General features: G+C 67.1%; 9 protein-coding genes. 8 read left to right on the top strand and 1 reads right to left on the bottom strand.

Annotated features, from left to right (window positions below; translation table 11 throughout):
- Window positions 1-392 precede the first annotated feature (392 nt).
- The 7 genes from AMYAL_RS0133040 (at window position 393) to AMYAL_RS49980 (ending at window position 13,746) form a co-directional block, all read left to right on the top strand.
- A complete protein-coding gene (locus AMYAL_RS0133040) occupies window positions 393-1,661 on the top strand; it encodes an aspartate kinase (protein ID WP_084702193.1) in 1,269 nt (422 codons plus the stop codon).
- A complete protein-coding gene (locus AMYAL_RS0133035; RefSeq protein ID WP_020635573.1) occupies window positions 1,658-5,722 on the top strand; it encodes a Pls/PosA family non-ribosomal peptide synthetase in 4,065 nt (1,354 codons plus the stop codon). Before AMYAL_RS0133040 ends, AMYAL_RS0133035 begins: the two co-directional genes overlap by 4 nt.
- The gene (locus AMYAL_RS0133030) at window positions 5,719-7,083 is read left to right on the top strand and encodes a diaminobutyrate--2-oxoglutarate transaminase family protein (RefSeq protein ID WP_020635572.1); all 1,365 of its coding nucleotides are present in this window, start codon (window positions 5,719-5,721) and stop codon (window positions 7,081-7,083) included. The genes AMYAL_RS0133035 and AMYAL_RS0133030 overlap by 4 nt, the downstream gene beginning before the upstream one ends.
- 150 nt (window positions 7,084-7,233) lie before the next feature.
- Window positions 7,234-8,031: a type I methionyl aminopeptidase gene (gene map, locus AMYAL_RS0133025; protein ID WP_020635571.1), complete on the top strand. Its 798-nt coding sequence runs from the start codon at window positions 7,234-7,236 to the stop codon at window positions 8,029-8,031.
- Between the two features lie 151 nt (window positions 8,032-8,182).
- The gene (locus AMYAL_RS0133020; protein WP_020635570.1) at window positions 8,183-8,533 is read left to right on the top strand and encodes a beta/gamma crystallin domain-containing protein; all 351 of its coding nucleotides are present in this window, start codon (window positions 8,183-8,185) and stop codon (window positions 8,531-8,533) included.
- A gap of 81 nt (window positions 8,534-8,614) precedes the next feature.
- Window positions 8,615-13,483 (top strand): DUF6531 domain-containing protein, encoded by a 4,869-nt coding sequence (locus AMYAL_RS0133015; RefSeq protein WP_020635569.1) that lies wholly within the window; start codon window positions 8,615-8,617, stop codon window positions 13,481-13,483.
- 113 nt (window positions 13,484-13,596) lie between these two features.
- Window positions 13,597-13,746, top strand: coding sequence for a hypothetical protein (locus tag AMYAL_RS49980; protein ID WP_020635568.1), 150 nt, complete (start codon window positions 13,597-13,599; stop codon window positions 13,744-13,746).
- 15 nt (window positions 13,747-13,761) lie between these two features.
- On the opposite strand, the gene AMYAL_RS0133005 is transcribed toward AMYAL_RS49980, so the two are convergent.
- On the bottom strand, window positions 13,762-14,370 hold the full coding sequence (locus AMYAL_RS0133005; protein WP_020635567.1) for a hypothetical protein: 609 nt from the start codon (window positions 14,368-14,370) through the stop codon (window positions 13,762-13,764).
- Between the two features lie 256 nt (window positions 14,371-14,626).
- On the opposite strand from AMYAL_RS0133005, the gene AMYAL_RS46660 reads away from it, so the two are divergent.
- Complete coding sequence (locus tag AMYAL_RS46660) at window positions 14,627-14,992, top strand: ArsR/SmtB family transcription factor (RefSeq protein WP_051137581.1); 366 nt, start codon at window positions 14,627-14,629, stop codon at window positions 14,990-14,992.
- The last annotated feature ends 80 nt before the right edge of the window (window positions 14,993-15,072 follow it).

The raw sequence follows: 15,072 nt of genomic DNA, 5'->3' as shown, positions 1-15,072 counted from the left end.
ATGGGAGTAGGGATCAGTTTCGCCCTCCTGCTCGCTCATTCTGTCGAATTTCGGAGTCGATCGGAAAGTGTCATTCATATGACCTAATTCCATCGAAGTGGGCTGTTCGTACGTATGCCCTTGCGTATTGTCACCGACTTATGGCTTGCGAAGCCGGATCGAACCTTTCGTACGTATGGAGGTACCCGTTCAAAGTTTCTCGCACTACTTTCCAATGCTGTCGTCCTGGCTCTACGAGGCCGAGTACCGGATGCCAGGATGAGTTGTTCGACAACCGCTTCGGCGGTTGTTGCAGTAGAACCCGCCGCCAGGACGCCTATTCGTGGCGGGCTGATTCGAGTACAGCTCTGTTCGAATGTAAATCCGGCCATAACGGCGATCTATTAAGGAAAATGGTGAAATCTTCCCAAGATCTCGATGTCAGCTTGGACCCGCCTTTACGGAAGGCGCGAAACGAAGGACTGGTCATACGAAAATATGGCGGATCATCGCTCGCCACGCCGGAAATGGTGAGCGCTGTGGCCGCGGAGGTGGCCACGCTCGTCGAAGCGGGCGATCGGGTGGTCCTGGTGGTGTCGGCCATGGGCGACACCACCGACCGGCTGATCGCTCTGGCAGGCGAGTTCGCCGAGCCACCGGCTCCACGAGAGCTCGACCAGTTGATGGCGACGGGTGAACAGGTCTCCGCGTCGGTGCTGGCCATGGCACTGACCGAGCGCGGGGTCCAAGCCGTGTCGTTGTCCGGTGACCAGGCAGGGATCGAGGTGAGCGGCGAACCAGGAGCGGGAACGATCGTGCGGGTCGACCCGGCCAAGATCATCGCGCGGCTGCGTGACGCACGGGTCGTCGTGGTCGCCGGGTTCCAGGGACGTGACGCGAACGGTGAGCTGCTGACGCTGGGCAGAGGCGGTTCCGACACCACCGCGGTGGCGCTCGCGGCCGCGCTCGGCGGTGCCGAATGCGAGATCTGCACCGACGTCCATGGTGTCCGCACGGCCGACCCACGGATCGTGCCGGACACCCGGCCGGTCCAGACCATCTCGTATGACGCGATGGTGGAACTCGCCGGGCTCGGTGCCCGTGTCCTGCATCCCAGGTCCGTCGAACTCGCGCGCCGTCACGGGGTGGCCGTACGGGTGACCCATTCCTCCGATCCCGGTCCTTCCACCGTCGTCACGGCGGAGGAATCCCCGCTGGAGGGGGCTCCCCGCGTCATCGGCATCGCGCACGAACGCGACGTGCGGCTGGTCAGGGTCGAGGTTTCGGCCTCCGATCCGGACCAGTACGCCCGCGTGCTCACGTTGCTCGCCAGGTGCGGGGTGAAACCGGAGAACCTGAGCTGGCCCGATCCCGGCGAACTGCGGTTCACCGTCCGGGGTTCGGACCCGCTCGGTCCGCCGATCACGGAACTCGCGATGGAACTGGACGCCCGTTCCACGGTTTTCGAGGAGCTCGGCTCGGTTTCCGTGGTCGGCACGGCGCTGCTCGATCCACCGGGCTTCCTGCCCGAATTGTTGCGGGTGCTCGCCGACCACCGGGTCACGGTGCCGGCGATGACGACCTCGCAGTCCCGGCTCACCGCCGTGATCCCCGCCGACGCCGTCGACACGACCGTCCGTGCCCTGCACGAGTCGTTCGGCCTCGCGGAGGACCGGACATGAGCCCGTATGGCCAGCCGTCGGGTCTGTTCACCACCGACGGCCTGGTCCTCACGTGCGACGGCCACGAACAGCGGGTTCGCTGGCGCGCCGGCGACCGGCTCGAGCAGTTGTACGAGCGGCTCAGCGACCGGTTGCGGGCCGAAGGCCTCGGGGATCGCCTCGCGGTGGACACCGGGACCACACAGCTCACCTTCGCCGGATTGGACGAGCGGGCCAATCGTCTCGCCCGCCACCTGCGAGCGCGTGGGGTGCTGCCAGGTGACCGGGTCGGGCTGCTGTTCGACGAGCCGGTCCACCCCTACATCGCGATGCTGGCCGTGCTCAAGGTCAACGCGGCGTATGTGCCATTGGACGCGGGTTTTCCCGACGACAGATTGGGCTACATCGTCCGCGACGCAGGCGTCCGGCTCGTGGTGTCGACCTCCGGCCTGCGGAACCGCTTCGAGCCGGACAGCGTCGATCTGGTCTGCCTCGACGAGGACTCGGACCGGATCGCCGCCTTGTCAGGCGAGCGGCTCAGCGCCGCCGAGAAGGGCAAACCGGCCGACGAACTCTGCTACATCGTCTACACGTCCGGTTCGACAGGGCGGCCGAAAGGCGTGACGATCGACCACGCCGCGATCTGCAACTTCGTCCGTGTCGCCGCCGATGTCTACGGAATCCAGGGCACGGACCGGGTCTATCAGGGGATGACGATCGCGTTCGACTTCTCGGTCGAGGAGATCTGGGTCCCGCTGCTGTGCGGCGCGACGCTCGTGCCGAAACCCGGCCGTACCAGCCTGGTCGGCCACGAACTCCACGAATTCCTGCGGGACAACCGGGTCACCGCGCTGTGCTGTGTCCCGACCCTGCTGGCCAGCCTCGACGAGGATCTGCCGCGGCTGCGGTTCCTCCTGGTGTCCGGTGAGGCGTGCCCGGAGGATCTCGTCCGTCGCTGGTACCACCCGGACCGGCGGTTCCTCAACGTCTACGGCCCGACCGAGGCCACGGTCACCGCCACCTGGTCGGTGCTGAGACCGGATCGTCCGGTGACCATCGGGGTGCCTTTGCCGACCTATTCGGTCGTCATCCTCGATCCGGACGAGCCGCGGGCACTGGCCGCGGGAGAACTGGGGGAGATCGGCATCGCCGGGATCGGGCTCGCCGGGGGCTACCTGAACCGGCCGGATCTCACCGAGCGCGCGTTCATCCCGGACTTCCTCGGCATCGGGCACAACCCGTCCCGCCGCATCTACCGCACCGGCGACCTCGGCCGGATCACCGCGGACGGGGAGATCGAGTACCACGGCCGCGCCGACACGCAGGTGAAGATCCGCGGCTACCGGGTCGAGCTCACGGAGATCGAGTCGGTCCTGCTGCAGATAGCCGGGATCGCCCAGGCGGTGGTCGAGACTCATCATCCGGAGGCGGGTACGACCGAACTGGTCGCCTACTACAGCCTGCGACGCGACAGGGACACCATCGACGCCGGAGAGCTACGCCGTCGTCTGGGTGAGCTGCTGCCGGGTTACATGGTGCCCGCCTACCTGGAACAGCTCGATCACATTCCCCTGACCCCGGCGGGCAAGGCCGACCGCAAGAACCTCCCGGCACCGACCAATCCGCGAAGAACGGCGAGTGACGTCGACTACGTGGCGCCTGCCACCGAAACCGAACTCCACCTGGCTGAGGCCATGGGCCGGATCCTCGGCATCGAGCGGATCTCGGCGACGGGGCACTTCTTCGACGACTACGGCGCGGATTCTCTGCTGCTGGCGAAATTCTGTGCCGTGGTCCGGGAACGTGGCGAGGTCGCGCCTTTGTCGGCGAAGGACGTGTACCTGAATCCCACCGTTCGCGGCCTCGCGGAGTTGGTTCCCGCTTCGAACGGGACGACGGTCGCCCGTGCCGAGGAGCCGCGCCGGGCGTCCACCGGGGCCTACGTCCTTTGCGGACTTTTCCAGGCCCTGATCTTCCTCGCCTACGCCGCAGGCTCGGGGTGGATCCTGGACACGGGATTCACCTGGATCTCCGCGGCGACCGCGCTCGTCGACATCTACTCGCGCTCCGTCGCGCTCGGACTTGTCGTGTTCGTCACCCTCTCCGTGGTGCCGATCGTGGCGAAGTGGACGATCGTCGGACGGTGGAAACCGGGGGAGATCCCACTGTGGGGCCCTGGCTATCTGCGCTTCTGGACGGTCAAGACACTGGTCAGGTTCAGTCCGTTGATGCTGTTCACCGGTACCCCGTTGTACTCCTGGTACCTGCGGTCGCTCGGTGCGGACATCGGCAAAGGCGCCTTGATCCTGTCCCGGAATCCACCGGTCTGCACCGATCTTCTCAAGGTCGGCGCCGGCGCGGTCATCCGGAAGGACGCCTTCTTCTCGTGTTACCGCGCCAGGGCGGGCTGGATCCAGACCGGCCGGGTCACCCTCGGCGAGGGTGCCTTCGTCGGCGAGATGACCGTGCTCGACATCGACACCGCGATCGGTGACGACGCGCAGCTCGGCCACTCGTCGTCGTTGAACACCGGTCAGACGGTGCCCGACGGTGAGTCCTGGCACGGGTCGCCTGCCCGTCTTTCCACAGTGGACTACCGGGCGCTGCGAACGGTCCCGCGCGGCCGGTTCAGGCCGTTCGCGTTCTGCGTTTCCAGCGTGCTGCTCATGCTGCTGGTGACGCTTCCCGCGACGCTGGGCGGCACGGACGTGATCGCCGATCGCCTGTTCACGGCGACGGGGGACTTCACCAGCTGGGCCTTCTACCGCGATCAGATCGCCGGTTCGGCGGTGCTGTACTTCGGGGGCTTGCTCGCCGGGCTGGCCGTCGTCCTCACGATCCCGCGCCTGCTCAACCTGTTCCTCCGGCCGGGCCGGGAGTATCCGCTGTACGGCGCGTACTTCGGGATCCAACGACTGATCGCACGGTTGACCAACCTCCGCGCGTACACCTATCTGTTCGGCGACAGCAGCTACATCGTGTACTACCTGAAGGCGCTGGGGTACGACCTGTCGAAGATCCAGCAGACCGGCTCCAACTTCGGGGTGGAGGTCAAGCACGAGACGCCGTTCCTCAGCACGGTCGGCACGGGGACGATGGTCTCGGACGGCCTCTCGATGCTCAACGCGGACTTCTCCGCCTCGTCGTTCCGGCTGCGCCGCACGTCCATCGCGCCACAGGCGTTCCTGGGCAACGAGATCGCCTTCCCACCGGAAGCGAAGGTCGGCCGCAACGTCCTGCTGGCGACCAAGGTGCTCGTTCCCCTGGACGGGCCGGTCCGGGAGAACGTCGGGCTGCTCGGGTCACCCGCTTTCGAGATCCCGCGGAACGTCCGCCGCGACACCGGTTTCGAGCACCTCAGCACCGGCGAGGGCCTGCGCCGGAGTCTGATCGCGAAGAACCGGCACAACATCGGCACGGTCCTCGTCTATCTGCTGGTGCACTGGATCCACCTGTTCGGCGTCACGCTCATCGGGTCGGCGGCCAGTATCGCGCACGACCGGTTCGGCCCGCTCGCGTTCAGTGCCGGAATCGTTGCCTCGCTGCTGTTCTCGGTCGCGTTCCTGATGCTGGCCGAACTCGTGGTGCAGGGCTTCCGTTCGATGCGACCGCGGTTCTGCTCGATCTACGATCCGGCGTTCTGGCGGCACGAGCGGTTCTGGAAGCTCAGTCCCGCCCGCTACCTCGCGTTGTTCAACGGGACACCGTTCAAGTCCTTCCTCTGGCGCTGTCTCGGTGTCCGGATAGGACGTCGCGTCTTCGACGACGGGTGCGCGATCCCGGAACGTTCTCTGGTGGCCATCGGCGACGACTGCGTGCTCAACCTGCACACCGTCCTGCAAGGGCATTCCCTCGAGGACGGAACGTTCAAATCCGACTACATCGCCATCGGCGAGGCCTGCACGATCGGTACCGGCGCCTTCATCCACTATGGAGTGAAGATGGCGGAGGGTTCGATCGCCGAAGCGGACGCGTTCCTGATGAAAGGCACCGTCACCCCGGAACGAACCCGCTGGCACGCCAATCCGGCGGTCGAGCTCGACACGGCAGAAGTCATCACCGCGGCAAGGAGGCTGCCATGACCCACACCCATCCAGCGAAACCGGCGCCCCGTGTCCACGGCGACCTGCCCGGCCCTCGCTCGGCCGAGTTCCTCGAACACCAGCGACAATGGGAATCCAGCGCGCGGGCGTACCCGCGCAACCTGCCGATCGCGATCGCGGGCGCGGAAGGCAGCTACCTGTGGGACATGGACGGGAACGTCTTCATCGACTTCCTGGCCGGTGCGGGGGTGCTGTCCCTCGGTCACAACCACCCCGAGCTGGTGCAGGCGGCCACCGAACAGTTGCACGTGCTCACCCATGGCCTGGACTTCCCGACGCCTGCCAAACGCGAGTTCGTCGACGCCCAGCTGTCGATGCTGCCACCGGGTATGCGCTCGCGGATGAAGATGCACTTCTGTGGCCCTGGCGGGGCCAACGCCGTGGACGCCGCGATCAAACTCTGCAAGACCGCGACCGGACGCGGCGACCTGGTCTCCTTCCAGGGCGGGTTCCACGGGTCGAGTCATGCCGCGATGGCGATGACCGGTCTCGTCTCCCAGAAGCAGCCGATCGCCAACGGGGTGCCAGGGGTGCACTTCTTCCCGTACTCCTACTGTGCCCGCTGCCCGCTCGGACTCTCGCGGGACACCTGTGAAACCAACTGCGTGAGCTTGCTGGAGCGGTCCCTGCGCGATCCCAACGGCGGTATCCCCCTTCCCGCCGCGGTGATCCTGGAAATGGTGCAGGGCGAAGGCGGGGTCATCCCGGCGGACCGCGATTTCGTCCGGCGGGTCCGCGCGCTGACCGCGGAACTGGACATCCCGCTCGTGGTCGACGAGGTGCAGACCGGCTGCGGCCGCACCGGGACCTGGTTCGCGTTCGAGCACTACGACATCGAGCCCGACGTGATCATCGCCTCGAAGGCGTTGAGCGGCATGGGATTGCCGGTGGCGGTCATCCTCTACGACGAGCGGCTGGACGGCTGGGCACCCGGCGCGCACACGGGCACCTTCCGTGGCAACCAGGCCGCGTTCGCCGCGGGCGCCGCGGCCGTCCAGGTCGTCCGGCGGGACGACGTGCTCGGCAACGTCCGGCACCGCGGGCGGCAGCTCGAACGACGGCTCGGCGCGCTGCGAGGTCACCCCTGGGTCCGTGAGGTCCGCGGCCTCGGGCTGATGTGGGGGATCGAGCTCGCCGATCCCCTCGACGGCCGCCCGGCGAGCGGGTACGCCCGCGCTGTCCAGGCGTACGCGCTGCGGCAGGGACTGATCGTCGAACTCGGCGGCCGCAACGACGGCGTGATCCGGCTGATGCCGCCGCTCACCGTGACCGCGGAGGAGATCGAACTCGCCTGCAGCATCCTGCTGGAGGCCGTCGAGCGGGGCGTCTCGATCCCGTAAGCGGATCCCGAAGTCCGTGAAGGACTCCTTGAGGGACTCAGAGTCCCTCAAGGAGTCCTTCACGGACCGCGTCGGCAGGGGAGTTGGTATTATTATACCGGGGCGTGTTAGGGTCGGTATGATAATACCAACTCTGGACGTGAGGTATCCGTGATCGAACTGAAGACGCCCGCCGAGGTTCAGCGCATGCACGTGACCGGGCGTTTCGTGGCCGAGGTGCTCACCGAGGTCGGCGAGCTCGCCGACGTGGGCGTCAACCTCATGGACCTTGAGCACCACGTACGCGGCATGATCGAACGGCGTGGGGCGGAGTCGTGTTACTGGGACTACGCTCCGCCCTTCGGTAAGGGCCCGTTCCGTAACGTCATCTGCCTGGCGGTCAACGACGCCGTCCTGCACGGTCTGCCGCACGACTACACGCTGCGCGACGGCGACGTGCTCACCGCGGACCTCGCGGTCAAGATCGACGGCTGGGCGGCCGACTCGGCGCGCACGGTCATCGTCGGGACGGCAGCCGAAGAGGATCTGCGGATCATCCGCGCCACCGAGGAAGCGCTGGAAGCGGCGATCGACGCGGCACGGCCCGGCAATCGCCTGGGCGACATCTCGGCGGCCATCTGGGCGGTCGCCCGTGGCCACGGTTATCCGGTCAACACCGAGTTCGGCGGCCACGGCATCGGCCGCACCATGCACGAGGAACTTCACGTTCCCAACAAGGGCAAAGCAGGCCGCGGCCTGAAGCTCCAGCCGGGACTGACCCTCGCGCTCGAACCCTGGTTCGCCCGAACGACCGATCGGATCGTCTTCGACGACGACGGCTGGACCATCCGCTCGGCGGACGGTTCACGCGCGGCCCACTCCGAGCACACGGTGGCCGTCACCGAAGACGCCCCGTTGGTGCTCACCCGCCGGGAGCGGGAAGGGGTACTGTCCACAAAGGAGTCCTGATTGCCTCGAACGGGTGACTCCTCGCGCCTTCTTGCCTTTTCGGACAGCGACGGGGCGCACAACAGGCAGCGTCCCGGACTTTCCGTTCCTCCTCGTTCCAGCCTGGATAGGCTCGGGCGATCATCCCTGCGAGGAAGGAAATCCAGCCACAATGCGAAAGAGTCTCAAGAGGCTTTCGGTCGTCGGTGCGGCCGCCCTCGGTCTGCTCGTCGCTGTTCCGGCCAGCCCTGCCTTCGCCATCGGTGAGGTCGCCTGTGGCAACAGGGATGACTTCGTGAAGCTGGACATCTCGTTCGGCAACGGCATGGGGACGAACAAGTGCTTCGCGAACGGCGGCGTCACCGGCACGAACATCGGCGGTGTCTACAACGTCTTCTCCGGCAACAACAAGGTGACGGTCAACTACGAGCGTAACGGCCGGTACGAATCGTCGACCCTCGGATACTGGCAGGGCGTCGGCTTCTCCGGCACCGTCCGGGTGTATGAGGTTCGCATCTGGTAAAGACCGCTTCAAAACTTCACAAGGACCGATTGCCGGGCGGTGTGACATCGCCCGGCAATCGGTTCATGCTTGAATCAAGACATGAGCAATCCCTTGGTCGCCCCGGTGAAAGACTCGACGACGGCGGTGTCGGGTGTGCCGTTGCTGGAGGGTGCGCTCGACCTGAAGTCGGCGATCGAAAGCGGCGACTGGGCATCGGTGGCGATGGGCGCGGTGGGGACCGCGCTGGACGCCCTGACCGCGGTGATGGACCCGTTCGGGGCGGTGTTCGCCGCCGGCGTCGGCTGGTTGATCGAGCACGTCGGCCCGCTGAAAGAGGCGCTCAACGCGCTGACCGGCAACGCGGACGAGATCGCGGCGCAGGCCGAAACCTGGACGAACATCGCAAAAGAGCTCGGGGAAGTGTCGGTCGAGCTGATCGATCTGGTCGAGAAGGATCTCGGCAGCTGGTCGGGGGAAGCGGCTGACACGTACCGGAAGCAGGCGAAGAACACCTCGACGCTGATCGAGAGCGCGCAAAAAGGCAGTGAGGGCGCGGGCAGCGGGGTGAAGACGGCGGGGGAGGTCGTCGCCGCGGTCCGGATGCTGGTCCGGGACATCATCGCCGAACTCATCGGGCACCTGATCTCCTGGGCGCTGCAGGTGGTGTTCACGCTCGGGATCGGGCTGGCGTGGGTGGTGCCGCAGGTGGTGGCGGCGGTGGCGAAGACAGCGTCGAAGATCGCCGGTCTCACCACGAGGCTGGTGAAGGCGCTCAAGGCCCTGACCCCGCTCCTGAAGAAGGCAGGGGACCTGTTCGACGACGCCGCGAAGGCGTTGAAGAACCTCAAGGGCGGGACGGTCAAGCCGTCGGGGAAGCCCAAGGACATCAAGACCAAGTCCCCCGACCCCAAGCCCAAGCCCAAGGACGAGGGCGGCACCAGCCCGTCGGGCGACCACACCGGCCCTTCCGGTGAGCACGGACCGTCCGGCGACAAGGGCAACACCGGTGGAGACAAGGGCGGTTCCGGCGGCGGGGAGAAAACCGGCAACACCAACCCCTCCGGCGATCACGTCACTCCATCCGGTTCCAGCGGCGGCTCCGGCGGCGGGACGAGGGGAGGACCGCCACCTGCCCGCGGGGACAACCCGCCTAACAAGCCTGCCGCGCCCGACGAGAAGAACCTCTGCGGCGACCCGATCGACATCGCCACCGGCGAGGTCGTGATGGTGCAGGACGATCTGTCGCTGGCCGGACCACTGCCGATCCGGATCCGCCGCACTCACATGTCGAGCTACCGGGAAGGCACCGGCTTCGGCCCGTCCTGGGCGTCGACCGCCGATCTGCGGCTGGAGTTCACCGCCGAGCACGCCCATTTCTTCTCCGACGACGGCACGGTCTCGATGTTCCCGCGGCCCGAGCCGGGGCTGCCGATGGAATCGGTGGCGGGGCCTTCGCGCGTGCTGATGGTGGACGAGTCGGGCGTCTACCGGCTGGTCACCTGGGATTCCGGGATCACGCTGTCGTTCGCGCCGGTCTCCGGTGCCCCGGCAGGGGTTCTTCCGCTGACGGCGTTCGAGTTCAGCGAGGACGGTCCCCGGATCGAGGTGGATCACGACGGCGAGGGCTCCGGTGTGCGCTGGCGGCATTCCGACGGACGGGTCATGGAGATCGATCGGGCCCGCGGCCGGATCCACGCGCTGCGGATGACCGATCCGCTGCGGGGCCAAAACGTGGTCGTCATGCGCTACGGCTACGACGACGCCGGGAACCTCACCGAGGTGACCAACTCCTCCGGCCGGGCACTGCGGTTCGACTACGACCCGGCGGGCCGCCTGGCGGAATGGCAGGACCGCAACGGGATCTGGTACCGCTACATCTACGACGCGGCGGGGCGCTGCGTGCGCACCGTCGGCGATCGGGGTTTCCTCGACTGCACCTTCGAGTATGAGCCGAGACGGACTCGCTACACCGATTCCCTCGGCAACGTCACGGTTTTCGAGCTCGACGGCGCGCACCACGTGGTGCGCGAGACGGATCCGCTCGGCGCGTCCACCGTCTACACCTGGGACGACCGGGGCAAGATGCGGTCGAAGACCGACGCGCTCGGCCGCACCACGCGGTTCACTTACAACGCCGACGGCGAGATCTCGAAGGTCACCCGGCCTGACGACAGCGTGGTGCTGGTGAACCGGTCCGAGGACGGCGGGGTCGACGGGCTGCTGGCGGACGAGGGCGACCGCACCCGCTACCGGGCGTACCCGGACGGCATCGGACCCGATCCGCGGGAGGATCCGGTCGGCGTCTCCGGCTCGATCAACCTCGACACCGGACCGGGGCCCGACGAAACCGGCATCGAGGACCACGACCTGTTCGGCAGGCCGCGTTCGGTCCCGCACGGCAGGGGACGAGCCCGCATCGGCTGGACCGTCGAGGGCCTGCGGGCCTGGCGGGTCGGCTCGCTCAGCGAGCGGCAGAGTTGGCGCTACGACAGCGAAGGCAACGAGATCGAGCACGTCGACCCGACGGGTCGTACGACGCGACGTGAGTACGGCCCGTTCGACATGCTGACCGCGGAGATCGATCCGGCGGGCGGGCGGACCCAGTACGCCTACGACACCGAGTTGCGGCCGGTCACGGTGACCAACCCCGCCGGCCTGACCTGGACCTACGAATACGATCCGACGGGCCGCCTCGTCCGGCAGACCGACTTCGACGGCCGGGCGACTACCTACGCCTACGACGCGGCGGGTCAGCTGATCCGGTCCGTCGACCCCGCCGGGCGAGCGACGGAATACGGCTACGACCTCATCGGCAACCTGGTCCGGATCCGCACCGAAGACACCGAGACCACCTACGCCTACGACGTGGTCGGCGAGCTGGTCCGCGCCGATGACGGCGAGTCCGTCGTGGAGTTCGAACGGGACGAGAGCGGCCGTACGGTGCGCGCCGTCACCGATGGCCTGGAAGTGGCCTTCGAATACGACACCGCGCGGGGTGCCATCAGCCGTCGCACCCCGTCGGGCGCGACCAGTGTGTGGTCCTTCGACAAGGAGGAACGGCCGAGCGCGCTGTCGACCGCCGAGCATCTGGTCGAGTACGCCTACGACCCGGAGGGCCGTCCGATCGACCGGCGCGTCGACCGAGGCGCCCGAGTTCGGCAGCAGTTCGACGCCGACGACCGGATCGTCGGCCAGACCCTCACCGACGCGACAGGCGCTGTCCTGAGGCACCGGGAGTTCGCGCGGTCAGCCGACGGCGACCTGACCGCGATCCGCGACGCCGTGGGAGGCGAATCCTTCGGACGTGACGCCGTCGGCCGGATCACCACCCATCTGATCGACGGTGTCCGCGAGGACGTCGCCTACGACCGCGCGGGCAAGATCGTGCGGTGGGGGACCACGAACATCGCGTATGCCGAGGCCGGACCGCGCACGTATGAGCGCAACACGGTCACCAGCGCGGGAGTGGTCCGCTACGAACACGACGCGACCGGCCGTCGCACCGCACGGCACGAAGGCGACCGGAGCTGGCGATACGACTGGGATGCGCGCAACCGGCTGACCGGTCTCACCGCGCCGGACGGCCGCCGCTGGCGGTACCGCTACGACCCGCTGGGCCGCCGCACGGCGAAGGAGCTGCTCGGTCCGGACGGTCAGATCGTCGAACAGGTGCGCTTCGTCTGGGACGGCAACGCCCTGATCGAGCAAACGCACACCGGCCCCGCGGGCGTCACCGTCACCACATGGGAGCGGCGGCCGGACACCGAGGAACCGGTCACGCAGACCGAGCACGGCGCCGGATCGGTGCGGTTCCAGGCTTTCGTGACCGATTCCATCGGCACGCCGACCGATCTGCTCGACCCGGCCGGCGTGCCGAGCTGGACCGGCCGCTGGACGCTGTGGGGCCTGCCGCTGGCCGGTTCCGCGTTCACGGGCACGCCCTTGCGGTTCCCTGGCCAGTACCTGGACGTGGAAAGCGGACTGCACTACAACCTGCACCGCTACTTCGACCCGGCGACCGCGCGCTACCTCAGCCAGGATCCGCTCGGCCTCCCCGCCGGACCCGACCCGGCAGGTTATCCGCACGATCCGACGGCGGGCTCGGATCCGCTCGGTCTGGTGTGGTGCGACAAGAAACGCAAACACGTCGACGGTCCGAGCACCTCCGGAACCGGGCACAACGCGGGCAACACGGGCAGCAGCGCGAAACGTCCGCGGACCGAGAACGACAACCGCGGCGGCCGCACCAAGAACCAGGCGGGCACCACCGAAGAGGTCAGGGCCACCTACGACAAGAACTCCACGCGCGGGAAGGACTTCGTCAACCAGCCGGATCCCAAGCAGGTCACCGACGTTGACGCGCTGAACAAGAACGCGGTCATCCGCAACAAGACGGACCAGAACGGCGACGTCTACGGGGAGAACAACCTGAGCGACGAGCTCGTGGAGACCCTGGAGAGCACCAAGAAGAGCAAACCCGACGCGGACGGAAACGAGTTTCTGCGGGCCGACGAGAAGTGGATCCGCGGGCACCTCGAGAACGGCGACATGGGCGGACCTGGCACCGCGGACAACATGATCCCGCTGACCCACACGGCGAACATGAACTACAAGAAGCTCGAATCGAGCCTGCACAACTTCGTCGACCTGAAGACCGCCCTCGGAAACCGGGACGCCTCCGACATCGGCATCGACTTCCGGGTCAAGCCCAGCGACGAAGTGAAGTTCCCCAAATCGAACAACGACTTCGAACGTGGCATCCGCGATCACGTCGAGATCAACACCCAGTACACCGGGATCACCCCGGATATCGCCAAACGGCTGATGGACAGCAAGATGGACGTCCCGCTCCCGGACCTGCCCCCGCTGGGGACCAAGTTCGACACCATCAGCGGCAAGTTCACCAAGCCCGACGGCACCGAGTGGATCAAGAACCCGAAGGGCCTCGACCTCAGCCAGTACCTGTGAGAGCCGCTGCGCCGGGCAAGTTCGGCCGAAAAACCCGAATACGGCCCGTCACCACGACGCGGCCGTTAGAGTGAACGGTCGCAGCAGCCATCACTCTTGAGGAGCAGCAGTTCATGATCGCCGAGAGCGCGAACCAGCAGAGCGTGACCTTCCCGCAGGAAGCGACGCCGATCTTTGACCTGGTCGCGAAGATGGTGTCGCGGACGCAGACCGAGGACGAGCACGACTTCGATCGCGAAGCCGGTCTCGCGACCTCGGCGTAGCTTCCTGCGGGAAGGTCATTCGGCGGACGTGCCAGGGCTGTCGGCGCGAAGTTCCGCGGCGGTGCGACGAGCGTGGGCGAGGCCGTCGAGGATCCATGGCGGGGGTTGCCGGTCGTTGGTCGCGATCCGCTCGTAGGCGGCGACCAGCCGTTCCGCGATCTTGAGCCGGGTGTCCTCCTGCTCGGAAGGTATCGGGACGAGAGCGAGGCGGGCGGCCGCTGCGGACTCGGCGGGAGCATCGGGCTGCCGCTCCGGGACCGGTAGGCGGCGGAGCCGGAACGACGTCTTCCCCGAGTGCTCCGGCACACCGCCGCGGCGAGCGTCCTGCGAAGGGAACGAATCCGCCCGGAACCGCGCGATCGCCGGCCAGAACCGGGATCGCGCGGACTGCGGTGTCGTCTCGTCGAGCGCGACCGCGATCTCTTGCCAGGTCTTCCCGTCGGCCCTCGCGGCGACGACGGCCGCGTCGAGGATCTGCTGCGCCATTCCGATCAGGCCGGAGTGGTCCGCTGTCGTGTCCGCCCTGGCGGCGTTCGCGGCGAGATCGGCCAGCTCGGCCGCGTGCGCGGCGAGCGCCAGATGGGCACGGGTGACTGCCGTGGAAGCGGAGCGGTGTGTCGTCACCGTCCGCTCCTCGCGGCAGGCCGGGTGATCGGCAAGGGGTTCACGGGCGTTCTCACCTTCGCTAAGTGTGCAGACTTGCATAATTATACAACCCAAGGGTGTGTGCTGGGGTTGAAGAAGGCGCAGGTTATGCCCTGATCGGGTGCGGTCGTGGCGGTTCCGCGCGGGGTGTTGTTCGGCGGGCGGCGTGGTCGGGCACGATTGTTGTCATGCGGACGGCCGGACCGATCCTTCCCCGTGTGGCGGAGGGATACCGATGAGCAGACCCCTGTATCAAGTGAAGGCGGAATTCTTCAAGACGCTGGGCCATCCTGTCCGGATCCGCGTGCTCGAACTCCTCAGCGAGCGGGACCATCACGTCTCGGAACTGCTCGCCGACCTGGGTATCGAGCCCGCCAACCTGTCCCAGCAGCTCGCCGTGCTGCGCCGGGCCAAGCTGGTCGTGCCACGCAAGGACGGCACGACCGTGTCCTACTCGCTGACCAGTCCGTCGGTCGCGGAATTGCTCGCCGTCGCGCGCGGAATTCTCACCAGCGTCATCACCGGCCAGATGGAATTGCTCGACGATCTGCAGAATTCCGCCACTGCTTCCGATGACGCGAATTCGACGGAAACTGGATGAACAGTCATATGGACTGCCGGGGCGCGCGATCGTCGTCAATTTCCTTGCCGACATCGGAGTGATGTTCGGTCAATTCGGAA

Origin of the sequence: Amycolatopsis alba DSM 44262, assembly GCF_000384215.1 — a bacterium.
GTDB lineage: Bacteria > Actinomycetota > Actinomycetes > Mycobacteriales > Pseudonocardiaceae > Amycolatopsis > Amycolatopsis alba.
This window is presented reverse-complemented; position numbering and strand designations above follow the sequence as displayed.